A 22,160-nucleotide genomic window follows, 5' to 3' on the forward strand; every position below is an offset into this window, starting at 1 on the left:
CAGCGAAAACCAAGCTAGGAAAGCCAGCCATGACCTATGTCGTGACCGACGCGTGCATTCGCTGCAAATATATGGACTGCGTGGAAGTATGCCCGGTGGATTGCTTCTATGAGGGCGAGAACATGCTCGTCATCAATCCCAACGAGTGCATCGACTGCGGCGTGTGCGAGCCGGAATGCCCGGCTGAGGCGATCCTGCCCGATACCGAGAGCGGTCTCGAGCAGTGGCTTGAGGTGAACACCAAATATTCCGCCGAGTGGCCGAATATCACGACCAAGCGCGAACCCCCCGCGGATGCTGAAGAGCATAAGGGTGAGGCCGGCAAGTTCGACAAATATTTCTCGCCTGAGCCGGGCGAAGGCGGCTGAGCCTTACGCACAACTGACTGTATTCGCCTGCACTTGCGGGCGGATGTGGTCCCTCGCGATGCCGACCTATTGGCTCGCGAAGGACTAAGGGCGGGTTCGGAGCGAGCCCGCTACGGTTAGGCCAGATGAACTCTCCAGACCAGCGCGACACGCCATCCATAGTGTGTCGGCGTGCGATATGCCGCAAAATATCAGATTACCTCCGGTTAGGCTGGTAATTTTGTTGCGAATCTGTTAAACCCGCCGGGAAGTGACACCCCTCGTCACTCAGGAGTATTCGCGCATGGCCTGTGGCTGGCACCTGCACATCTGCATTCTCGCAAATCTGCATTCTCAACGTGCCGCGTAACTCAGCCAAGAATACAAACAGATAGAAGAAAGGTTCGCAAGAATGGCTGCAAAAGCGCTGTCTTTTGATGTCGGCGACTATGTTGTCTATCCGAAGCACGGCGTCGGCCGGGTGATCGAGCTGCAAAGCCAGAAGATCGCCGGGATCGACCTCGAGCTTTATGTGCTGCGTTTCGAGAAGGAGCGGATGACCCTCCGCGTCCCGACGAACAAGGCCGAAAGCGTGGGGATGCGCAAGCTCTCCTCGGACAAGACACTGGGCGAGGCACTCGAAACCCTCAAGGGCAAGCCGAAGGTGAAGCGGACGATGTGGTCGCGCCGCGCACAGGAATATGAAGCCAAGATCAATTCCGGCGATCTGGTGTCGATCGCGGAAGTGACGCGCGACCTGTTCCGTGCGGACGATCAGCCCGAGCAGAGCTATTCCGAGCGTCAGATCTTCGAAGCCGCCTCCAGCCGTCTGGCGCGTGAACTCGCGGCGATGGAAGAGGTGGACGAGGCAACGGCTCTGAAGAAGATCCTCCAGATCCTCAATGAGGCTGCCCCGAAATATGCCAAGGAACGCGTCGAGTAATCGATGCTTCTTCCTTAGAGACCAAGAGACGGCGCCCCTTACGGGCGCCGTTTTTTGTTGGAGCGCGTCCACGCCCAGGGCATCGTCCATAGTCACCGCGTGACGATGGGGCCTCGTATGGGCGACTTGGGGCGGCTCATCTGCTATGCTCGCGCTCATGAACAGCTTCGGGGGATGACCGTCATGACATCAGGTGCCGCGCGCCGGGCGATCCGGCTGCTGATGCTCGTTGCCGCCGCTGGCGGACTGTCAGCGGCCCATGCAGCGAACCGCACCTATATCGTGACCGACTTTGATAGCATCCGTGTCGAGGGACCATTGGAAGTCTCCCTTGAAACCGGACGCGGGGCGTCCGCGCGGGGCGAGGGAGATCGTGCCACGTTGGATGCCTTGCAACTGACGGTGTCCGCGCGCACGCTGACGGTGCGCCTCCGCGCGCCCGTGGCCGGCGCTGCCGGGGCGCAGGGCGCCCGGGGCACCGCGCGGCTCGCTCTCACAGCACCGAGCTTGCGCCGGGTGCAACTTGTGGGCTCCGGTCTGCTGCGCGTGAAGGGCCTCAACAAGGCGGCTGCCGATGTAAACCTCGTGGGCAGCGGTCGCATCGAGGTGAGGGGGATCGAGATCGACGATCTCAAGCTCGTGCAGGGCGGTGCGGGCAGCACGCTCCTGTCCGGGCGAGCGCGCAAGGTGCAGATCGGTCTCTCCGGCAGCGGCACGCTCGATGCGAGCGACCTGCGGGCCGTGGACCTCGACCTCGCGGTGGATGGCGCCGCGACGACCGAAACCTTTGCCGAGCGGACCGCCAAAGTGATGCTGGTGGGAACCGGCAGCGCGGTGGTGGAGGGGCGCCCTGCCTGTACCGTGCGCCAGGTCGGGAGTGGGCTGGTGAGCTGCGGACGCCCTGCGCCTTGAGGTAAAAGAAAGGGCGCCGGAAACCCGACGCCCTGTCCTTATGCAATTCTGAGAGTCAGGTCGATCAGGCGAACTGAACCTTCGCGGCGCGGCGGCGCATCAGCATGCCTGCCAGACCCAGACCGGCGACCATCAGTGCCCAGGTGGCGGGCTCCGGCACGGGAGCCGGGACCGGCGCTGCGCCTGTCTTGTAGATGGTCGCGTTCGAGCCGCTGGCGAACTGAAGATTGAGCAGGTCGATGCCGTCGGTGCCAGCATCGAACTTGTAGAATGCGGTGATGTTGTTGGCGAGCGGCTGACCCTTGCCCGACGGATTGGGAATGTTGCCGAAGTGCACGCCGATATAGGTCGTGCCGTACATCATCGTGTCGAAGTTGAGGGTGGTGGTCGAGATCCAGGGCGAACCGGAGACCTTCTCCACGGCGCTGGAAAAGGCGTTGGGAAGCGTCAAGCCGAGCAGGGCCAGTGCGGACGTCTGATCTCCCGTGGTGGCCTGACTGGCCAGATTACCATTGTAGAAGCCGACGCAGCTGAAGCTCGAACTCGCGGTGAGGCCAATGTCCGATGCGGAGCAGCTTGCGGCAGAGCTGACAAGCGCAGCCTGAGCCGGCTGAACGGCAAAAGCAGCACAGGTCACCAGCGATGCGATGAGGATCTTACGCATGTATCGAACTTCCCGACTGAGCGTTCTCGGCTCGTTTCCTTTGGCAGGCCTGCCTTCGTTCCAACGGAGGCTTCCTGATGACCGAGCATGTAGAGCCCGCGGCAAAAAGGGGCGAGGTCGTTAAGAATAGTTTCCTGGCCCTTCCGGGCGCTGTCCGACATTGGCACTGTTTTGCAGCAAGGATTAACGCGCGTGGAAAAGCGGGATGATCGTTTGCAAGGCGCTGCCGCCCGCCGCCGCTAGATCCGATCCGCCTGCACCACGGCGTCCACGGCCCGCAACGCCGAGAGAATTCGGGCGACGTGGCTCGCATCTTCCACCTCAAGATCGATGAGATCGGTGTGGAACGGGCCTTCGCGGTTCACCAGTTGCAGGTTGAGGATATTGGCCTTGTTGACCGCGAAGATGTTGGCAACCGTCGCCAGAGCGCCGGGCTGGTTCTTCAGGATGACCGAAAGGCGCGCCGTGCCGCCCTTGGCTTCGCTGTCCCAGCTGAGGTCCACCCAGTCGGCATCCTGACCGGTCTCCAGCACGAGGCAATCGATGGTATGCACCTCGATCGGTTCGCCCGGCCGCCGCAGGCCGACGATGCGGTCGCCCGGAACGGGATGACAGCATTCTGATAGGGTGAAGGCGATGCCGGGCGTCAGGCCAATGATCGAAACGGCCTGCGCCTGCTTCTTGCGCCGCCGCGCCGCGCCGGGTGCATCCTCCGCACTGCCGGGCACGAGGGCGTTCATCACTTCCTCGTCCGAGATGCGGTTGGTTGCGATAGCGATCATCAGCGCGGCCTTGTCTTCCAGCTTGAGCCGCTTGATCGCCGCTTTCTCGGCCTTGTCGCCAATTTCCACCGGCAGGCGCAGCACGATCTCCTCGTACAGCTTCTCGCCCAGTGCGATCGTCTCGGTGCGCTGCTTCTGGCGGATGAACCGGCGGATCGCTGCGCGCGCCTTGCCCGTGATCGCGAAGCTGAGCCAGCCGGGCTGCGGCTCCTGCGCATCGGATTTGAGGATCTCGACCTGGTCGCCATTCTCAAGCTGCGTGCGCAGCGGCATGACACGCCCATTGATCTTCGCGCCGACGGTCTGGTTGCCAAGCGTGGTGTGGACGGCATAGGCAAAATCGACCGGCGTCGATCCCTTGGGGAGCTGTTGCAACTCTCCCTTGGGGGTGAAGGCGAAGATCCGATCCTGATACATCGCCATGCGGGTGTGCTCGAGCAACTCCTCCGCGTCATGGCTCTGCTCAAGGATTTCGACGAGATCGCGCAGCCAGCCGGCCTGCCCGTCGGGCCGCGCGCCGGACTGCTTGTAGGCCCAGTGGGCGGCAAGGCCGAACTCGCTATCCTGATGCATTCGTTCCGAGCGGATTTGCACCTCGATGCGGGCGTTCTCCTCATGGATCACGGTGGTGTGCAGCGACTGATAGCCATTGCGCTTGGGCGTGGAGATGTAATCCTTGAACCGCCCGGGCACCATCTTGAAGCGCTGGTGGATGAGGCCCAGGGCGCGGTAGCAATCGTCCGTGCTGTCGGTGACGACCCGGAACGCCATGATGTCCGTCAGCTGCTCGAAGCTGATGTGACGCTCCTGCGTCTTGCGCCAGATCGAGTAAGGATGCTTTTCGCGACCGGAGACCGTGACGTGCATGCCCGCCGAGGTGAGCATATTTTGGAGCTGCGTCGAGATGCGGGCAACCTTGCTCTCGCCGCCTTCCTTGAGCAGGGCAAGGCGCTTGGTGACGCTATCATAAGCATCGGGCTCAAGCTGCTGAAAAGCAAGGAGCTGCATCTCGCGCATGAACTCGTACATGCCGATGCGCTCGGCGAGCGGCGCGTAGATATCCATCGTCTCGCGGGCGATGCGGCGGCGCTTCTCCTCATTTTTGATGAAGTGCAACGTGCGCATATTGTGCAGCCGGTCGGCCAGCTTGACGAGCAGCACGCGGATGTCGTCCGACATGGCGAGCAGGAACTTGCGCAGATTCTCGGCGGCCCGCTGGCTCTCGCTCTGCGCCTCGATCTTGCTGAGCTTGGTCACGCCATCGACCAGCCGGGCGACGTCCTGCCCGAACAGGCGCTCGATCTCTGCCGTGGTGGTGAGTGTATCCTCGATCGTATCGTGCAGCAGGGCCGTGACGATGGTCTTGTCGTCGAGGAACAGTTCGGTCAGAATGCCTGCAACTTCAATCGGGTGACTGAAGTAGGGATCGCCACTGGCGCGTTTTTGCGTGCCGTGTTTGGCGACGGAAAACACATAGGCGCGGTTGATCAGGGCCTCATCGGCATCCGGGTCATAGCCTTTGACCCTCTCGACCAGTTCATATTGACGCAACATCGTCGCGCAACATGGTGGGCGGACCCCGTGCAGCGCAACAAAAAACTCGCGCTGCAGCGGTCCGCAGGCGGGAAGTTGTCCCCTCAACGCCACGCTCCGCCCGATCCGTGCGACGAAGGCACAGTCGAGCGCACTCGCCATTTGGCGCGGCGCGCCGAATGCGCTAGCGTCGCTGGCCATGGCTGAACGCAAGGGTCTTGATGCATTTGAGGGCTGCGCCCTGCCGGCCGCGCTCGAAACGATGGGCGAGCGGTGGTCGTTCATGATCCTGCGCGCCTGCTTCAGCGGCATCGTTTATTTCGAGGATTTCCAATGTGCGCTCGGCATCGCCCGCAACATCTTGTCCAATCGGTTGGGTAAGCTGGTTACGAGGGGCATCCTCACCCGTGAGCCGGTCGCCAATGACAAGCGCCGTGTCGCTTACGGCCTTACCGAGAAAGGCAAAGCCTTGATGCCGGTGATGATTGCGCTGCGCCAGTGGGGAGAGCGCTGGGAGCCAGTGCAGCCCGCACGGCGTATTCTGGCGGACAGCCGCGACCGGCAGCCGGTCCGCGAGGTGCGCTTGCAGGCAGCCGATGGCCGGCTGCTCGACTATCAGGATCTGTGCTGGATCGAGGCGCGGGCCGCGGCCGACGAGGAGCCGGACTGCACAGCCGCGCCCCTGCGCGCGATGGGCGCCGCGCGTTGAGCCCGCCGATGACATCCGTGCTCGTCATCCGCCGTCGCCCGTTCTTTGAGGATAAGAACAAGGCGTTCTGGACCTTGCAGGCGGTCGGATGGACCGGCGCGTTCCTGCTGCGCGCCGTCTCGGGCATCGCCAATGGCCAGCCAATGTCTTTCTTGGTGCCGGTGCTGATCTCGACGATCACCGGCTATTCGCTGACGCTGCTGATGGCGGTTGGCTATCGCTTCCTGCTGAGGCAGACGCCGATCGTCACCTGGACCGCCTCGATCGTCATCGCGATCGTCGCGGGCGGAACATCGGCCTTTATCGATGCCTGGGTGTTCACGACGCTCAACCAGTCAGGCGATGGCTCCAGCCTCAAGCTGTTTTTGGGAGCCTTTTACCTCAATTTCACGCTGCTGGGGGCCTGGTCGGCGCTCTATTACGCGATCAATTTCTACATCACCGTGGAAGAGCAGGCCGACCAGTTGCAGTTGCTGGAGAGCCAGGCAAGCAGCGCCCAGCTTGCCATGCTGCGCTACCAGCTCAATCCGCATTTCCTGTTCAACACGCTCAACAGCATTTCCACGCTCGTGCTGCTCAAGCAGACCGAGCGGGCCAATGCGATGCTCTCCCGCCTGTCGGCCTTCCTGCGCTACACGCTCATCAACGAGCCGACGGCGCAGGTGACGCTTGAGCAGGAGGTGGAGACGCTCAAGCTGTATCTTGAGATCGAGAAAATGCGCTTCGAGGATCGTCTGCGCCCGATCTTCGACATTCATCCGGCGGTCGCCTCCGCGCGACTTCCTTCGCTGCTGCTGCAACCTTTGGTCGAGAACGCCATTAAATATGCCGTAACCCCCCAGGAGGAGGGCGCGGATATCGTGGTCACAGCGCAGCCTGTCGGCGAAAACGTGCGGATCGTCGTTTCGGACACCGGTCCCGGCTTGAATGGGAGCGATCAGCGCATGACGAAGGGTACGGGTGTGGGCCTTGCCAACATTCGTGACCGATTGGTTCAGGCGTTCGGGGAACGCCAGAATATGGAAACGCGTTCACCACCCGAGGGGGGCTACAGCGTCATCATCGAGATGCCGTTCATTACCGCCGAACCATCAAGGGTAGCCGCATGACCATACGCACCATTCTCGTCGACGATGAAAGCCTCGCCATTCAGGGGCTGAAGCTCCGCCTAGAGGCCCATCCCGACGTTGAGATCGTGGAGACGTGCACCAACGGTCGCGAAGCGATCCGCGCGATCAAGACACACAAGCCCGATCTCGTCTTTCTCGATATCCAGATGCCCGGCTTTGACGGCTTCTCCGTGGTCCAAGGGGTGATGGAGGTCGAGCCGCCGCTCTTCATCTTCGTGACGGCTTATTCCGATCACGCGCTGCGGGCCTTCGAGGCCAAGGCGATCGATTATCTGATGAAGCCGGTGGAGGAGCAGCGCCTTGCCGATGCGCTCGACCGTGCCCGGACTCGCCTGCATGAGAAGAAACAGGTGGAGGAAGCCGGTCGACTGCGCGAAGTGCTGGCCGAGGTGGCACCGGACGCGGTGTCCGAAATGCCGGCGGACAATGAGGCGCCCTCATCGAGCCGCTATGAAAAGCTCATCAACATCAAGGATCGCGGGCAGATTTTCCGCATCGATGTCGACACCATCGAGCGGATCGACGCGGCCGGCGATTACATGTGCATCTATACCGCGGATAACTCGCTGATCCTGCGCGAGACGATGAAGGACCTCGAAAAGCGCCTCGACCCGCGCAATTTCCAGCGCATCCACCGCTCGACCATCGTCAACCTGTCGCAGGTTCGTCAGGTCAAGCCGCATACCAACGGCGAGTGCTTCCTGATCCTTGAATCCGGCAGCCAGGTGAAGGTGAGCCGCTCCTATCGCGACGTGGTCGCGCGCTTCGTGCACTAAGAGCGCCACCGCTCAGGTGACGCGACTGAAAAGAAAGGCCGGTCCCTCGCGGGGCCGGCCTTTCCATTTGCCTGGGAGGCAGAAGCGTGGCTGTCAGGCTGCTCAGCAGCGGCTGTCGGCCTTGTCGATCGCGCGGCCGGCAATCGCGCCGACGGCGCCGCCGATGATCACGCCTGCGGTCTTGTCGCCACGGCGACCGGCGACCTCATGGCCGAGCAGGCCACCGGCAAGGGCGCCGATGATCGTGCCGCCCGTGCCATTGTCCCGGCAGCGGTTATCGTAGCGATAGTTGCGGCGGTCAGAATAACGGGCATCGCGGTAATCACGATAGTCGCGGTCGTTGTAGCGATAGTCACGGCCATAATCGCCGCGATAGTCGCGATAATGGTCACGGGCCATGGCCGGAGCCGTGACGCCGAAGGACGTTGCGACCATGGTGGCGGCCGCCGTGATGCTGAGGAACTTGCGTGCAGTCATGGTCTTGCTCCTTGAAATCCTTTGGCGGGCATCTTGCGGCACGGTGCCCACGCCTTGTCCGTCATGATCTCTGTTTAGACCCCATCCGTTGAGCCAAAGCTGAATGGACATTTTAGCCAAGGTTCAGCTTTGCCGACCTGACGTCGCTTGGCTGGCGCGCTGCCCGAGGGGGCGCTAGGAGCAAGGCCATGCGGCGCATCCTGCTCATTCTCGCCCTCTTCATTCTGCTGATGAATGGCCGCCACCCGGCGCTTTCTCCGGGTCTTGAGAGCGGGCCGCTGCTGATCAAGGCCGAGCCATTGGCGCTGAGGTCGGCCGCAGCCGACGCCACGGCCTTCGGGCCGCTCCGCCTGACGGGCGTCTGGTCCCTGACCAGCGCGCGTGAGGTCTTCGGCGGCATTTCTGCGCTGATGGTGCGCGCTGACGGCAATCTGACCGGGCTGAGCGATTCGGGGGAATTGTTCGAGATCATGCGGCCGGGGCGGCCGGGCGTTGGCAAGGTCCAGTCCCTGCCGCGCTGGGCGGTCGAGCAGGACTGGCCGCGGTGGAAGATGGATTCGGAGAGCCTCGCGCATGACCCGGTGTCGGGGCGCTCCTGGGTGGGGTTCGAGCATCTTCAGCGAATCTGCCGCTATGCGCCCCGGTTTCGCCGTGTCGAAGCCTGCGTCGCCCCTGCGGAAATCAGACATTGGCCCTCGACGGGCAGCATCGAATCGCTGGTGCGGTTGGGCGATGGGCGGTTTCTCGCCATTGCCGAAATGGCGCAGGACCGCTCTGGTGCGTTCGAAGCGCTGCTTTGGCAGGGCGATCCGGTCGCGCAGGAGACGCCACCGCCGCTGCGGCTTCGCTATCATGCCCCGGCCGGTTACCGGCCGACGGACGCGCTGTGGCTTGGCGGAGACCGGCTGCTGGTCCTCAATCGGCGGCTGACGCTGGCACATGGCTTTACGGCCCGGCTGAGCCTTGTGCGACTGCCAGCGTTAAAGGATGGCGCCGAGCTTTCCGCCACGGTCGTGGCCCGGCTGGAGCCGCCCGGGCTAGCGGATAACTTCGAGGGGCTGGCGCTGGGCTGGGAGGCGGGTCAGCCGATCCTGTGGGTCGTTTCCGACAATAACCGCTTTGCCCTGCAGCGCAGCTTGCTGCTGCGCTTCGCCTTGCCGGCCGACTGGATTGGGGAGGGGCTGCAACCGTGAACTGCAGGCACAGAAAAAGGCGGCCCGCTCAGGCCGCCCCTTTCAATCTCTGTGTCTGGCCGAACGGATCGGCCAGCGCGTTCAGGCAGCCTTGACGGCTACCTTCTTGACGATCTCACGCTTCAGGCGACGCACGCGCAGCGAGAGCTTTTCGTCAGAGGTCTTGAGCAGCCAGTTGTCCAGACCACCGTTATGCTCGACCGAGCGCAGGCCGTGGGTCGAAACCCGCAGCTTCACGCCACGCTCCAGCGTGTCGGAGATGAGCGTCACGTTCTGCAGGTTGGGCAGAAACACGCGCTTGGTCTTGTTATTGGCGTGGGACACATTGTGGCCCACTTGGCGGCCCCGGCCGGTCAGTTCGCAGATGCGCGACATGTCAATCGATCCTGATACTTGGTCGTTCGGAAAGCGGCGCCGATACAAGGCGGGGGACGAATCGTCAAGGCGGTTTCCCGCAAAACGACCCTGTCCTTGCGCGCGACCTAGCAGGACTGGCCTCGACAGGGAAGGGCGGATGAGCCACTAGCTGCGATCATGTCGAGCGCTTTTCCCCTGCCCGAGCCGATGCGTCTGGCGCTGGAATGCGCCAGGCAGGCGACGCAGGCGGGCGAAGTGCCGATCGGTGCTGTGGTGACGCGGAACGGCCTGGTGATCGCGCAGGGGGAGAATCGCAACCGGCGCGATCACGATCCCACGGCCCATGCCGAGATCGTCGCGATCCGCGCTGCCTGCGCGCATCTCGGGCAGGACCGGCTTGGCGATTGCGACCTGTGGGTGACGCTCGAACCCTGCCCGATGTGCGCGGGCGCCATTGCTCATGCGCGGATCGCCCGGCTCTATTATGGCGCGGCCGATCCCAAGGGCGGCGGCGTCGAACATGGCGCGCGGGTCTTTGCGCAGCCGCAATGCCATCACCGCCCGGAGATCTTCCCCGGCATCGGCGAGGACAGCTCAGCGCGCCTTTTGCGGGACTTTTTCTCCGTGCGGCGGTGACGCGGTTGCGGAAGACGCCTGCGTCTCCAGCGGCGTGATCCGGTAAAGCCGGTAGGGCAGCTCGCTCGCCGCCTTGACGGTGACCGGCGTCAGGAAGGGGAATGTCTCGCCACGCGCCAGCCGTGCATAGAAGCCCTTGGGACTGCGGCGCTGGTAGATCGTCCCTTCCGGGAAGCCGGGACAATAGAGCAGATAGGTCGCGCCGCGCTTCTGCGCGATCTTGCGAAATGTCTCGGGCGACCCATCGAAGGCGTGGTGCACGTCGAGAATGGCTTCCTGATTGCGGTGATAGGGGCCGGCAATGACCGTGTGGTGCGTAATCGCGATGAGGCGCGGCCCCAGATCGACGAGGGTGAAGATCGTCGCAGGCGCGATCTGGTCGAGCGGTTGCAGCGCAGGCTGGGTGCGGCAGCGCACTTCCGGTCGATGCGCGCCGGTGAGCGGCTTCGTGGCGGGTTTTGAGACCGCGGACAGATTGGACGCCGGTGCGGCGCTGGCGCTGTTGGCTGAGGCGTTCTTCGCCGAGGGGGACGCCTGGTTGCGAATCGAGGGCGCGGTGTTCGCCTGGTTTTCTGGCTTGGGCGCCTGGGCAAAGGCCTTTGAAACGATGGGATAGAGGAAATAGACGCTGCTCGCCCAGATGAGGACGAGCGCGGCCGGCACGGCCAGCAATCGCCGGAGCCACGAGCCGGTGAGCAGGGTGACGATGATCGCCCAGCCGGCCCAGGCGACCGGGGGAATGGCCAGAAGCTGCGCGGCAGGGCCGGCGCGGATCTGCCAGAAAGTCAGCGCGATGGCGAAGGCGATCATCAGCGTGACCGTGGCCCAGGCCCACATTCGCTCCGAATCGCGGCGGGCGGCCCAGCAACCGATCAGGCCGCACAGCAGCCCGATCACCGGCAGGCTGATCATCGGCACCCAGCTTGATTGTGCTTGCACATAGATCGGCTTGGCCTCGCGGATGTAGACCAGCCAGCTCTTCTGGAGTTCCGGCGAGATGCCGTAGAGGTCCGTCACGCAATTGGGCCAGCTCAGCCATGCAAAAGCGAGAACGGCCGCTCCCCCAAGGGCCGCGGCGCCCAGGCGCTGCAGCCAGCCGCGGAGGGGCAGGAGGGTGAGGCCATAAAGAACGCCCGCCGTCAGCACGAGTACGCTGGCCCAGACCGGTGAGATGGCATCGCACACCGGCGCGCGATTGGCGTTGCTGGCGAACAGCGCGTAGCCGAGCGCCGTCGTGCCGCCGAGGCCGAGCGCATAGGGGCGGACGCGCCGGGCAGCGCCTTCCTTGAAAATCCACCGCAAGGCAATGAGCGCGCCGGCCCCGACGAGATATACCAGCATTTCCATGCCGATGACCACGGAGAGAGCGCTGGCGACGCCGGTGACGACACCGCCGCGCGTCCATTTGCGATCGACAAGGCCGGCCAGGGCGGTCGCGGTCAGCGCCAACTGCCAGCCATGATGATCGACGCGCAGGGGCATGAACATGGAGAGGCCCATGCCGGCGCCCAGCGGCAGCAGCATCGCGATGAACCAGCCTTGGCCCTGGCCACGATCCGACAAGCGCCGGGCGATAAAGGCGAGGGCGAGCATCAGCAGCAGCAATGGGAGCAGTGGCTCGACGCCAACCGCCAGTTCCTCGGCGCGCGCGCGATCGGTGAACAGGCTGAAGAAGAGGATGAGGGCAGCGATGGGCAGATCGACCAACCGGCTCCAGTGGATATTGGCGCCATCGGGCGGGGCCATGCGGTGCTGCCGCAAATCCCACCAACTCTGCCCGGCGAGCCAGTCCCTCACTTGCAGATACCGCATATTATCGTCGGTATCGCCAAGGGAGAGGAAGCGAATGGCATCCGCGGAGCGATTGAGGAAATAGGCCGCGATGATCAGCCAGGCGATGACGATCAGCCAGCGCCACTCACGCTGCGCGAACCCGTCTACAGCCCGCCACAGCCGGCTCGCGCGCGATGTCCACCCGCTTTGAGTGGCAGAACTGTCAATCCGCATGGTTCAGCGCCCGATAGCCATATGTGCAGGAACGGGCAGGGCGGCCTCGTCGTCCCGATACGCCTGCGGTCTTCCCCGTTGGGGAACCGCGACCATTGCCGCTGCCGAGTTCACGGCCTAGGGCTTAGCCATGTGCATCAAAAGCGCAACGGGGCAAATCACACATGGGCGAATCGAAACGCCGGTCGACCGTAGAGGCGTGGAACTGATGATTGGTGGACAACTCGTGCGCTATGCGCTGACCGGCGGCTTCGTCACGGCGCTGCAGGCTGGTGTCTACTGGGTTCTGGCGCAATTGTTGGGCGTCCACCCGCAACTCGCGAATGTCTGCGGCTATCTGGTGGCGGTAGCGACAGGCTATGTGCTGCATGGCCGCTTCACGTTTCGGGGGCATGGTAGCCGGGATCGTCCGGTGGCGCAGGCGGTGCGCTTTGGGATCGTTTCGCTGCTCAGTCTGGCGCTCAACGCCTTCTGGGTCTGGCTGTGCGTGGAACGGCTGATGCTGCCGCTCTGGTCACCGATTCCCTTGATGGGCGTGATCACGCCGGTGCTGGTCTTCACGCTCAACCGCCAATGGGTGTTCCGCTAAGGCGAGCGCGCAATAAAAAAGGGCCGCCGGATCGCCGGCAGCCCTTTTCGAATTCTTACGGCAAAGCCGTGGATTACATCGCGTTGTTGGCGACGTTGCTGGCACCGTTCGCCATGTTGTCCATCGCGTTGCCCGCGGCGTTCATGGTGTTGTCGGCAGCGTTTTCCACGTCGTTCGACATGTTCACGGTGTTGTTGACGGCTTCGTTGGTCTCGGACTTGGAGCACGCGGCGAGGCCGAGCGAAGCAGCCAGAACAAGCGAGATGGCAATAGTCTTGGTCATGGGCAAACCCCTTGATGAATTCAAACCGAGCAGAAGCTGTGGAAGGGGTCCCCCCCCTTTGCCTGCGAAGCGATTCGTATCGATTTGTGAGCGCCAGCGCAATCCCTTGGTAATGATGCCCATTAACCAGCGATGAAAGCTATGGCTTGAACTGCCTCCACGGATGCCGCAGACAGCCGGGCGATGCTGGGACAACTCGATCTTTTCCGCGCTCTTGCCGATCCCACGAGGCTGCGGATCGTGCATCTTCTGCGTGAGATGGAACTGGCGGTGGGCGAAGTCGCGCTCGTCGTCGGGCAGAGCCAGCCCCGCGTCTCCCGGCATGTCCGCATATTGGTGGAGGCCGGGCTGGCGGAACGCCGGAAGGAAGGCAGTTGGGTGTTCCTGCGTCTGTGCGGGGGACAGGAGACGCCGGCATTGCTGGCCCTGCTTGACGCGGCGGCACCCTCGGCAAGCGAGCGGCTGTGGATCGAGGCGGACCAGGCCCGCCTTACGGCCGTTCGGGCGGAGCGGGCGCGCGCCGCCGAGGATTATTTCGCCAGCCATGCCGAGGAATGGGACGCCCAGCGCTCGCTCTATGTGCCGGAGGCCGATGTGGAAGCGGCCATGCTGGCGATGCTCAAGACGCACAAGCTTGGCCGCTTGCTTGATGTGGGAACGGGGACGGGGCGGATCGCGACGCTGTTCGCCGCGCAGTCCGAGCAGGTGCTGGCGATCGATCGCAGTGCCGAAATGCTGCGGCTGGCGCGCGGGAAGCTGCCGCGCGACATCGCCGACCGGGTGCATTTTCTGGCCGGCGATTTCAGTGCCTTGCCCATCGAGGATGGATCGGCCGACACGGCGATTTTACATCAGGTGCTGCATTATGCGCAGGCGCCCGAGCGGGTCATTGCCGAGATCGCGCGCACCTTGCGACCCGGCGGGCGGCTGCTGATCGTCGATTTCGCGCCGCATGAGCGGGAGGAATTGCGAACGCGCGATGCCCATAGCCGGCTGGGCTTTTCCGACGAGCAGATCAGGGCGTGGTTTGCCGCAGCGGGCGTGGCGCTGGAGCAGGTGGATACGCTGGCGGGCGGTGAGTTGACCGTGAAGCTGTGGCTCGGCCAGAGCCAGCGCGTGCCGCTGGCTCAAAAAAAGGACGCCCGACGCGCATAAACGCCGGGCGCCGCGACTGCATTTCGCGACAATCGAGGGAGATCAGTCGCTCGGCACGAGGTGGCGCCGGCGCGCCATCAAGGCCAGCCGGTCCTTGACCGCCAGCTTGAGGCGCTTGAGTCGCTGCAGCTTTCCGAAATCCGGCGCGCGCTGCCGCTGTTCAAAGCGCAGGGCTTCATCAAGCTTCTGGTGCCGATCGAGGAGACTGAAGATATGCTTGGACATATGCCACTCCGTTGGAAGGTTTCCAAAACTCGGGTGACAACCGGGCGATGATCTTGTCTGCATGGGGGTGCCAGACGTCGCACCGGTGTCACCCGATGCGGTCCGACATCACGAGCTGACGCAGGGGGAACGTCGTTGCTCGCCAGAGGGGCCCGGCCCGCACATCCAATGTAGCGAGCCGAGACAGCTGTTCAAGCCTGATCAGGCTTTTTCTGTCGCAAAAACCGCCTCATAGCGGGCGTGGCGCGGAGCGACCGGCGTTATTCGCCGAGCTGGCGGGCTTCCTGATATTTGAGCTCAAGATAGCGGTTATGAACCGCGAGCTTGTCCAGGTCGCCGTCGGCAAGCTGGGCCGTCATGTGCGCGATTTCCTGCTCGATGACGGAGAGGCCCTCAACCAGCTGTGCATCCGGCACGCGGCCGTTGCGAGGGACATGACGGAGCGGTTCGGGAATCGACTGATAGCCGGTAACCAGCTCCGGCAGATGGTCGCTGAGCAGGCGGCGGACCTCGACGGCGGCGGGCTCGCGGGGGTCGAGCTTGGCGAGCTGCGGTGCCAGCGTTTCCAAGCGGTTGCCGATGGCGTTGACGATGGGAATGGCGGGCGCCGGCAGCGCGCGACGCTGATTGTCGAGCCAGATCTCGGTCTTTTGCGGAAGCGTCTTGAGGTCCGCCTGCGCGAGCCGTTCCGGCTCCATGACGCGGGGCTCGGTGGAGATGAACGCGAAAGCGAGGCAGGCGATGAGCAGCCCCATGACCAGCAGAACGCCGGTGGTGCCGATGCCGCCCAGCACGAACCCGGCAATCGCTGCGCCAACCAGCACGGCAGCGACCGCGAGGATCATGCGCTTGAGCCGCCGCGTCCAGTCGCGCTGCATCCGGGCGATCTTGCGACCGGTATGGCGGTAGCGCTCGCTGGTCCGCGCAATCAGCTCATTGGCGCGCTGGACGATCTCGTCGACTTCGCTGGGCATGGCGGCCCTGTTACTCGATTGCCGTCAGCGGAGACTGGCCGCTGGTCACCGCTGCCTGCGCGCGGGCCTGACCCTCGGCGCGCGCGATATAGCCTTTCGACTTCTCGACCTCGGTGCTCAGCGTGTTCACCGTCGTCTTCATATTCTCCAGCGCTTTCAGCTTGAAGGTGTCGATATTGTCCATGGTGTCGTAGATGTTCTGGAAGGCGCGCTGCAGCGTCTCCAGCGGAATCGTGCTGCTGGCCGCCTGCTCATGGATTTGCGCCGACTGGGTCTTGAGCAGTTCGCCCGTCGAATCGATGAGGTTGGCCGTGGTCGTGTTAAGCGCGGTGATCTGATCGAGGACCAGCTTCTGCCCGGCCAGCGCCTGCGCTACGGTGACCGCCGTGCGCAAGGCAGAGACGGTGGTCGTGCTCGCACGGTCCACCCCCTTCACCAGCTCGACATTGTTCTTCTTGACCAGATCCAGGGCCAGATAGCCTTGCACGGTGACTGCCATTTGCGTCAGCAGGTCCTGGGTGCGCTGGCGCACGTAGAACAGCGCGCTCTCCTTAATGGCCTTGCTCTTGGCCGGATCAGTCGCCTCCAGCTCGAAGGCTTTTTGTTCGAGCCGCGCGTCCATAGCCTTGGCGATGTGGATCATCTGCTCCAGCCGGCCCATGGTCGCCCACATGTTCTGCCGCTCGACATCGATGGCGGCATTGTCCTTGATCAGCGTGTCCTTGCCGCTGGCGAGGCTGCCGAGGATCGAGTTGATGTGCGTCTGGCTCGACTTGTAGCTGTCGAAATAGTTGCGCATCTTGTTGCCGAACGGGATGATGCCGAAGAGCTTGCGCGGCGCGAGCAGATTGCCGCGCTTGCCGGGATCGAGATCCTCGATGACACGGCGCAACTCGGCAAGGTCGGTGCCGACATTGCTGTCCGCGTCCATGGCGCGCACCGGGCGATCGAGGAAGCGGTTGGAGTGGCCGGCAGCTTCCGCAATCTCCTTGCGGCCCATATTGGTGATCTGATCGACCTTGGCGCCGAACTCGGGGGAATTGGCGTCGAGCGCGGCCAGTTCCTCGACAAAGGCTTCGACCTTTTCTTCGAGCTTGCTCTTCTTCTCGTCTTCCAGCGGCACGAGGCCGGCAGCGCGTTCAGCCGTCACATTGGGCACCACCTCGGGTGGGGTGAGATCAAGCTTGTCCTGGGTCGTCGTCGCGCTGGTCGCCATCTGGGTCTCCTTGGGGTGTAATATTGCGATATAACACCGCCGGTTCAAGGCCGGTCTTCAGTATAGGGGGCATGGGGCGGAGAAGTAAGTCCCCGGAGGTCAGGACGACGTGGATTGCACTGCGCGGCCACGGTGCTCACGAGGAGACGCCGGAGACGGAGTGATGGTAAATCAAATCTAAGCCATTTGAGGCTAGGCCCTGCCGCCTTGGAGAGAACATTGCAAAGGCGCCGGAAATGCACCACCATCATCGCTTCGAGAGGATGTCCCTTGGAAGGCGGTTGGACAGGCAGGCAGCCTGTCAGGCAGCGGGGGGCGCCATTATGGATGTTTATGATCTCGTCGTGATCGGCAGTGGGCCGGCCGGGCGCCGGGCAGCGGTGCAGGCCGCAAAGCTCGGTAAATCGGTGCTGGTGGTGGAAGGGCGCAAGCGTGTCGGCGGCGTGTCCGTGCACACCGGCACCATCCCGTCCAAGACCCTGCGGGAGACCGTGCTCAATCTGACCGGCTGGCGCGAGCGCGGCTTCTACGGCCGCTCCTACCGGGTGAAGAAGGACATTGGCGGCAGCGATCTCGATCACCGGATCGACAAGACGCTGGAGCATGAGGTGGACGTGCTGGAGCACCAGTTTCAGCGCAATGGCGTGCGCACGCTGGAGGGGTTTGCTCGTTTTACCGATCCGCACACCTTGCTGGTCACCGCGCCGGACGAAAGCGAATTGCGGGTGCGTGGTGAGCGCATCCTGATTGCGGTCGGCACTGCGCCGTTCCGGCCGGATAATATACCCTTCGACGACGATATCGTGCTGGACAGTGACGTGCTGATCGAGGCGCCGCGCGTGCCGCGCTCGCTGGTGGTCATAGGCGCGGGCGTCATCGGCATCGAATATGCGACCATCTTCTCTGCGCTGGATGTAGCGGTGACGCTTATCGAGCCGCGCGAGACATTTTTGGACTTCATTGATCGCGAGATCATCGAGGAATTCATCCATCAGCTGCGCGACCGGGGCATGACCATCCGGCTGGGCGCCAAGGTCACCAATGTGGCGAAGGATGCGAGCGGAGCCGTCGTCACGACGCTGGAGGACGGGCGCGCGATCCGCTCCGAGATGATGCTGTTCGCGGCCGGCCGGGTGGGCGCGACGCATACGCTCGGGCTGGAGCATTGCGGACTGGCGGTGGACAATCGCGGCCGGCTGAAGGTGGATCCCAAGACCTTCCAGACCGAGGTGCCGCACATTTACGCGGCGGGCGACGTGATCGGCTTCCCCAGCCTTGCCTCGACCTCAATGGAGCAGGGGCGGATCGCGGCGTGCCATGCGTTCGATCTGCCGATGCCGCCGGCGCCGGCCTATTTCCCTTATGGCATCTACGCGGTGCCGGAGATTTCCACGGTCGGCATGAGCGAGCAGGACGTGAAGGCCAAGAAGATCCCCTATGAATGCGGAATCGCGCGCTTTCGCGAAACCTCGCGCGGGCACATCATGGGGCTGGATTCAGGGCTGATGAAGATGATCTTCTCGCTCAAGACGCGGCGGCTGCTTGGCGTGCACATCATCGGCGAGGGCGCAACGGAGCTGATCCACATCGGGCAGGCTGTGCTGAATCTCAAAGGTACGATCGATTATTTTATCGAGAATACCTTCAACTATCCGACGCTGGCCGAGGCTTACAAAATTGCGGCACTGGATGCATGGAACCGGATGCCGCGGGAGGGGTGAGGGTTCGGTGCCTCGCTTCGTCATTCCCGCGCACGCGGGAATCCAGTTGCGCCTTATCCGCTTAGACCCAACGCCGAATCTGGATCCCCGCGTTCGCGGGAATGACGGGGGTGAGAATGAGCGCTCGGGGGGGGTTAAACTGACCCCCCTCAAAAACTCTCTTCGCCGTAGACCTTCGTGATGTCGCCGGCCCATGCGCCATTGTAGCGATCCAGCAGGCGTTCGGCGTGGGTGCGGTCGGTGGCGACGACTTCGTCCAGCGCAGAGAGGTAGCCGCCTTCATTTTCGCCGATGCTGTTGAGGCGGGCGCGGGCGGTGAGGCCGGCGCGGGCGATGGCGAGGACCTCGCCGGCGATGTCCTGCAGGGTGCGGCCGCCGGGGACGGGCGCGCCAAGGGCGAGGCGGGGGACTTCGGTGCGGAGGGTCTCGCGCTCCTCCATCGTCCAATCCTTCACCAGATCCCAGGCGGCATCGAGCGCGCCGTCATCATAAAGCAGGCCGACCCACAGGGCGGGCAGGGCGCAGATGCGGTTCCACGGGCCGCCATCGGCGCCGCGCATTTCGAGGAAGCTCTTCATGCGCACTTCCGGGAAGGCGGTGGAGAGGTGATCCTCCCAGTCGCCCATGGTCGGGCGCTCGCCGGGGAGGGCGGGCAGCTTGCCATTGAGGAAGTCGCGGAAGCTCTGCCCGGCGGCGTCGATATATTTGCCGTCGCGGAAGACGAAGTACATCGGCACGTCGAGTGCGTAGTCGGCGTAGCGCTCGTAACCGAAGCCATCCTCGAACACGAAGGGCAGCATGCCGGTGCGGTGCGGATCGGTGTCCGACCAGATGTGGCTGCGATAGGAGAGGTAGCCGTTGGGCTTGCCTTCCGTGAACGGCGAATTGGCGAAGAGGGCCGTCGCCAGCGGCTGGAGCGCGAGGCTGGTGCGAAACATCTTCACCATGCGCGCTTCGCTGGAATAATCCAGATTGACCTGAATCGTGCAGGTGCGCAGCATCATGTCCAAACCCATGCTGCCGACGCGCGGCATGTGCTGCAGCATGATGCCATAGCGGCCCTTGGGCATGATCGGCAGTTCAGCGCGCGTCTTGTCCGGCCACATGCCAAGGCCGAGGAAGCCGAGGCCGAGCTTGTCGCCGACGGCCTTGACCTGTTCCAGATGCCGCCCGGTTTCGGCGCAGGTCTGGTGGAGATTGTCGAGCGGGGCGCCGGAGAGTTCGAGCTGGCCGGCAGGCTCAAGGCTGATCGTGCCATCGCTGCCTGACAGCGCAATGACCTTGCCGCCTTCCTCGACCGGTTCCCAACCGAACTTGCGCAGGCCATCGAGCAGATCGCGAATGCCGCCGGGCTCATCATAAGAGGGGGCGCGGTGGTCTGCGAGGCGGTAGACGAACTTCTCGTGCTCGGTGCCGATTTTCCAGCGATCCGCAGGCTTTTCGCCATCCTGGAACAGGCTGATGAGCTGGCTGCGAGACTCGATGATCGGATCTTCGCCCGCCGTTTCCTTGCGTGTACTCATTGCGTGATCCGGTCCTCGCCCTGCATCGGCGCGCCCATAAGAGGTTTGCCGCGCCCGCGCAAATTCATTTCGATTCGAAACTTGTCCAGTCACCGTTGAGCGCCATCCAGCAGGCCGTGCCGGCGATGGCGGCGGTCTCGGCGCGGAGGATTCGCGGGCCAAGGGAGATGGGGCGGGCGGCCGGATGCGCGCGGATCAGCGCGCGCTCCTTCTCGGTAAAGCCGCCCTCCGGCCCGATGAGCAGGGCGGCCGGACCGGTGTTCGCCGCAAAGCTCGTGGTCATCGGCTCGCCGCCCGTCTCGTCCGCGAAGAACAGGTCGCGGTCAGCCGGCCAGTCGGCGAGCAGGGCGGGGAGGGTGGTGAGGTCGGCCAGTTCCGGCAGCGCGGTGCGGCCGCATTGCTCTGCGGCCTCCACCAGATGGGCATTCAACCGCTCGCCGTTGACCTTGTCGACGATGCTGCGCTCGGTGCGCACCGGGACGAGACGCGCGACGCCCAGTTCGCAGGCCTTTTCGGCGACCAGATCGATCCGGCCCTTCTTGATCGGTGCGACACAGAGCCAGAAATCCGGCACGCTCTCCGGCGACCGCGTCTGCGCCGTGCAGCGCAGGACGAGATCGCGCTTGCGGACCTGCTCGGCCGTGGCGCTCCATTCGCCCGAGTGGCCATCGAAGAGAAGGACGGTGTCGCCCTCGCGGATGCGCATCACCGAAATCAGATAATGAGCGCTGTTGCCCTCGACCGGCACGGCGATGTGATCGCCAAGCTCTGTTTCGACGAACAGGCGCGGCGTGGACTTGGGCGGCCAGGCAGGGGTGGCGGGCATGGGCATTGCCCTAGTGCATCGTCCGTTGAATCGGCAACGCCTCAATTCCGTTCTTGTCGAGCGAAGTCGAGACACTCGACAGCATGGCGTAAGGTCGAGGGGCGTGTCTCGACTTCGCTCGACACGAACGGTGGCCGCTCAAGGCACACGGGCAGAGGCCGTCAGGAGGTGGCGGAAGAGGAGGTCCGGCTCGACGAGGGGTTGATCGGATGGTCGCTCCTGGCGCAGGGGTGGGGCGACCATCAAGGCAACAGGGACTAGCAAGGCGATGGAGCGCAGCGAGCCGCAATATGTGCCGGATACCGAAGTACAGGGTCTCTTACGCCTGCTCCCCGCTGCGGCACGGCCCTACGCGATGCTGGCGCGGTTCGATCGGCCGATCGGCTGGTGGCTCCTATTTTGGCCCGGCGCTTGGGCGATTGCGCTCGCCGGCGGGGTGCCGGAGCGCTGGACGATGCTGCTCTGGTTCCTGCTCGGCAGCATCGCGATGCGGGGGGCGGGGTGCGTCTACAATGATATCGTAGACCGCGACCTCGACGCGAAGGTGGCGCGGACCGCCAACCGGCCCATCGCCAGCGGCGCTGTGTCGCTGAAGGCGGCTTGGGCGTGGTTGCTCATCCTGTGCTTCATCGGGTTGATCGTGCTGCTGCAATTGCGCTGGCAGGCGCAGGTCGTGGCGCTGGCGAGCCTTGCGCTGGTCGCGGCCTATCCGTTCATGAAGCGCATTACCTGGTGGCCGCAGGCTTGGCTGGGGCTGGTGTTCACCTGGGCCGCCCTGGTGGGCTGGGTGGAGATCAGCGGGGGCATGAACGCTGCGGGGCTGCTGCTCTATGGCGGCGCCTTCTTCTGGGTGATCGCCTATGACACCATTTATGCCCTGCAGGACAAGGAGGATGACGCGCTGGTGGGCATCCGCTCCAGCGCCCTGGCGATGGGTCGGCATGTGCGGGCGGGCGTGGGACTTTGCTTTGTCCTGTCGCTGCTCCTGTGGGGCGGCGCGCTCTGGCAGGTGGTGCCGAGCTGGCTCTCCCTCATGGCCTTGATGCCTCTGGCGGTACAGTTCGGGTGGCAGGTCGGAACCTTGCGCGAGGATGGCAAGGACCCGCTCATCAAGTTTCGCTCCAACCGCTTCGCCGGTTTGCTGATGTTCGCCGCCTGCCTTGCGGTGGGCAGTGCTTGACG

At 63.9% G+C, this 22,160-nt stretch carries 23 protein-coding genes; 12 read left to right on the forward strand and 11 right to left on the reverse strand.

Annotation, left to right across the window (positions count from 1 at the left end; all coding sequences use genetic code 11):
* Window positions 1–29: 29 nt before the first annotated feature.
* The 3 genes from fdxA to M2334_RS04650 all read left to right on the forward strand — a co-directional run bounded on the left by fdxA (window position 30) and on the right by M2334_RS04650 (window position 2,202).
* Entirely contained in the window at window positions 30–368 is a 339-nt protein-coding gene (fdxA, locus tag M2334_RS04640; RefSeq protein ID WP_264571087.1) for a ferredoxin FdxA, read from the forward strand.
* Window positions 369–759: 391 nt separating this feature from the next.
* Window positions 760–1,290, forward strand: coding sequence for a CarD family transcriptional regulator (locus M2334_RS04645; protein ID WP_181560400.1), 531 nt, complete (start codon window positions 760–762; stop codon window positions 1,288–1,290).
* A 174-nt stretch (window positions 1,291–1,464) separates the two neighbouring features.
* The gene (locus M2334_RS04650) at window positions 1,465–2,202 is read left to right on the forward strand and encodes a DUF2807 domain-containing protein (RefSeq protein ID WP_264604898.1); all 738 of its coding nucleotides are present in this window, start codon (window positions 1,465–1,467) and stop codon (window positions 2,200–2,202) included.
* Window positions 2,203–2,266: 64 nt separating this feature from the next.
* On the opposite strand, the gene M2334_RS04655 is transcribed toward M2334_RS04650, so the two are convergent.
* Together M2334_RS04655 and M2334_RS04660 are read right to left on the reverse strand one after the other, a co-directional pair.
* On the reverse strand, window positions 2,267–2,866 hold the full coding sequence (locus M2334_RS04655; RefSeq protein ID WP_264573413.1) for a PEPxxWA-CTERM sorting domain-containing protein: 600 nt from the start codon (window positions 2,864–2,866) through the stop codon (window positions 2,267–2,269).
* A 239-nt stretch (window positions 2,867–3,105) separates the two neighbouring features.
* Window positions 3,106–5,202, reverse strand: coding sequence for a RelA/SpoT family protein (locus M2334_RS04660; protein ID WP_264606031.1), 2,097 nt, complete (start codon window positions 5,200–5,202; stop codon window positions 3,106–3,108).
* A 178-nt stretch (window positions 5,203–5,380) separates the two neighbouring features.
* Between M2334_RS04660 and M2334_RS04665 the strand changes: the two genes are divergently transcribed.
* Genes M2334_RS04665 through M2334_RS04675 form a run of 3 tightly spaced genes read left to right on the forward strand, consistent with a single transcriptional unit; the run spans window position 5,381 to window position 7,796 of the window.
* Window positions 5,381–5,890 carry a winged helix-turn-helix transcriptional regulator gene (locus M2334_RS04665; RefSeq protein WP_264604899.1) on the forward strand — a complete coding sequence of 170 codons (510 nt, stop codon included), beginning with the start codon at window positions 5,381–5,383 and terminating at the stop codon, window positions 5,888–5,890.
* Window positions 5,891–5,898: 8 nt separating this feature from the next.
* Window positions 5,899–6,999 carry a sensor histidine kinase gene (locus M2334_RS04670; protein WP_181560395.1) on the forward strand — a complete coding sequence of 367 codons (1,101 nt, stop codon included), beginning with the start codon at window positions 5,899–5,901 and terminating at the stop codon, window positions 6,997–6,999.
* Window positions 6,996–7,796: a LytR/AlgR family response regulator transcription factor gene (locus M2334_RS04675; RefSeq protein ID WP_181560394.1), complete on the forward strand. Its 801-nt coding sequence runs from the start codon at window positions 6,996–6,998 to the stop codon at window positions 7,794–7,796. Before M2334_RS04670 ends, M2334_RS04675 begins: the two co-directional genes overlap by 4 nt.
* Window positions 7,797–7,898: 102 nt before the next feature.
* On the opposite strand, the gene M2334_RS04680 is transcribed toward M2334_RS04675, so the two are convergent.
* A complete protein-coding gene (locus M2334_RS04680) occupies window positions 7,899–8,273 on the reverse strand; it encodes a glycine zipper 2TM domain-containing protein (protein WP_181560393.1) in 375 nt (124 codons plus the stop codon).
* A 188-nt stretch (window positions 8,274–8,461) separates the two neighbouring features.
* Between M2334_RS04680 and M2334_RS04685 the strand changes: the two genes are divergently transcribed.
* Entirely contained in the window at window positions 8,462–9,466 is a 1,005-nt protein-coding gene (locus tag M2334_RS04685; protein ID WP_264604900.1) for an esterase-like activity of phytase family protein, read from the forward strand.
* An 81-nt stretch (window positions 9,467–9,547) separates the two neighbouring features.
* Here the strand turns inward: M2334_RS04685 and rpmB are convergent, their stop codons facing one another.
* A complete protein-coding gene (gene rpmB / locus M2334_RS04690) occupies window positions 9,548–9,841 on the reverse strand; it encodes a 50S ribosomal protein L28 (protein WP_181560391.1) in 294 nt (97 codons plus the stop codon).
* A gap of 159 nt (window positions 9,842–10,000) precedes the next feature.
* Here rpmB and M2334_RS04695 point away from each other — a divergent pair, with 159 nt between their 5' ends.
* A complete protein-coding gene (locus M2334_RS04695) occupies window positions 10,001–10,459 on the forward strand; it encodes a nucleoside deaminase (RefSeq protein ID WP_264579577.1) in 459 nt (152 codons plus the stop codon).
* Here M2334_RS04695 and M2334_RS04700 read toward each other — a convergent pair.
* Entirely contained in the window at window positions 10,418–12,466 is a 2,049-nt protein-coding gene (locus M2334_RS04700) for a hypothetical protein (protein ID WP_264604901.1), read from the reverse strand. The two genes, M2334_RS04695 and M2334_RS04700, sit on opposite strands and share 42 nt — an antisense overlap.
* Before the next feature lie 208 nt (window positions 12,467–12,674).
* Here M2334_RS04700 and M2334_RS04705 point away from each other — a divergent pair, with 208 nt between their 5' ends.
* Window positions 12,675–13,055 (forward strand): GtrA family protein, encoded by a 381-nt coding sequence (locus M2334_RS04705; protein WP_264604902.1) that lies wholly within the window; start codon window positions 12,675–12,677, stop codon window positions 13,053–13,055.
* 73 nt (window positions 13,056–13,128) lie between these two features.
* Here M2334_RS04705 and M2334_RS04710 read toward each other — a convergent pair whose 3' ends face one another.
* Window positions 13,129–13,338, reverse strand: a complete 210-nt coding sequence (locus M2334_RS04710) for a circumsporozoite protein (RefSeq protein ID WP_181560387.1) — start codon at window positions 13,336–13,338, stop codon at window positions 13,129–13,131.
* 183 nt (window positions 13,339–13,521) lie between these two features.
* On the opposite strand from M2334_RS04710, the gene M2334_RS04715 reads away from it, so the two are divergent.
* Window positions 13,522–14,493: an ArsR/SmtB family transcription factor gene (locus tag M2334_RS04715; RefSeq protein WP_264579574.1), complete on the forward strand. Its 972-nt coding sequence runs from the start codon at window positions 13,522–13,524 to the stop codon at window positions 14,491–14,493.
* 42 nt (window positions 14,494–14,535) lie between these two features.
* Here the strand turns inward: M2334_RS04715 and M2334_RS04720 are convergent, their stop codons facing one another.
* From M2334_RS04720 to M2334_RS04730, 3 genes are all read right to left on the reverse strand, one after another.
* Entirely contained in the window at window positions 14,536–14,718 is a 183-nt protein-coding gene (locus M2334_RS04720; RefSeq protein ID WP_181560385.1) for a DUF465 domain-containing protein, read from the reverse strand.
* Window positions 14,719–14,978: 260 nt separating this feature from the next.
* Window positions 14,979–15,692 carry a hypothetical protein gene (locus M2334_RS04725; protein ID WP_181560384.1) on the reverse strand — a complete coding sequence of 238 codons (714 nt, stop codon included), beginning with the start codon at window positions 15,690–15,692 and terminating at the stop codon, window positions 14,979–14,981.
* A 10-nt stretch (window positions 15,693–15,702) separates the two neighbouring features.
* Window positions 15,703–16,908 carry a toxic anion resistance protein gene (locus M2334_RS04730; protein ID WP_264594022.1) on the reverse strand — a complete coding sequence of 402 codons (1,206 nt, stop codon included), beginning with the start codon at window positions 16,906–16,908 and terminating at the stop codon, window positions 15,703–15,705.
* Between the two features lie 323 nt (window positions 16,909–17,231).
* Here M2334_RS04730 and sthA point away from each other — a divergent pair, with 323 nt between their 5' ends.
* A complete protein-coding gene (sthA, locus tag M2334_RS04735; RefSeq protein ID WP_264571076.1) occupies window positions 17,232–18,629 on the forward strand; it encodes a Si-specific NAD(P)(+) transhydrogenase in 1,398 nt (465 codons plus the stop codon).
* 149 nt (window positions 18,630–18,778) lie between these two features.
* On the opposite strand, the gene M2334_RS04740 is transcribed toward sthA, so the two are convergent.
* Complete coding sequence (locus M2334_RS04740; protein ID WP_264604903.1) at window positions 18,779–20,152, reverse strand: glutamate--cysteine ligase; 1,374 nt, start codon at window positions 20,150–20,152, stop codon at window positions 18,779–18,781.
* Between the two features lie 64 nt (window positions 20,153–20,216).
* Window positions 20,217–20,978 (reverse strand): 16S rRNA (uracil(1498)-N(3))-methyltransferase, encoded by a 762-nt coding sequence (locus M2334_RS04745; protein WP_264604904.1) that lies wholly within the window; start codon window positions 20,976–20,978, stop codon window positions 20,217–20,219.
* Between the two features lie 268 nt (window positions 20,979–21,246).
* On the opposite strand from M2334_RS04745, the gene ubiA reads away from it, so the two are divergent.
* Window positions 21,247–22,158 (forward strand): 4-hydroxybenzoate octaprenyltransferase, encoded by a 912-nt coding sequence (gene ubiA, locus M2334_RS04750; RefSeq protein ID WP_264594025.1) that lies wholly within the window; start codon window positions 21,247–21,249, stop codon window positions 22,156–22,158.
* Window positions 22,159–22,160: the final 2 nt, after the last annotated feature.

Source organism: Sphingobium sp. B11D3D (assembly GCF_025961755.1).
Classification (GTDB): Bacteria; Pseudomonadota; Alphaproteobacteria; order Sphingomonadales; family Sphingomonadaceae; genus Sphingobium.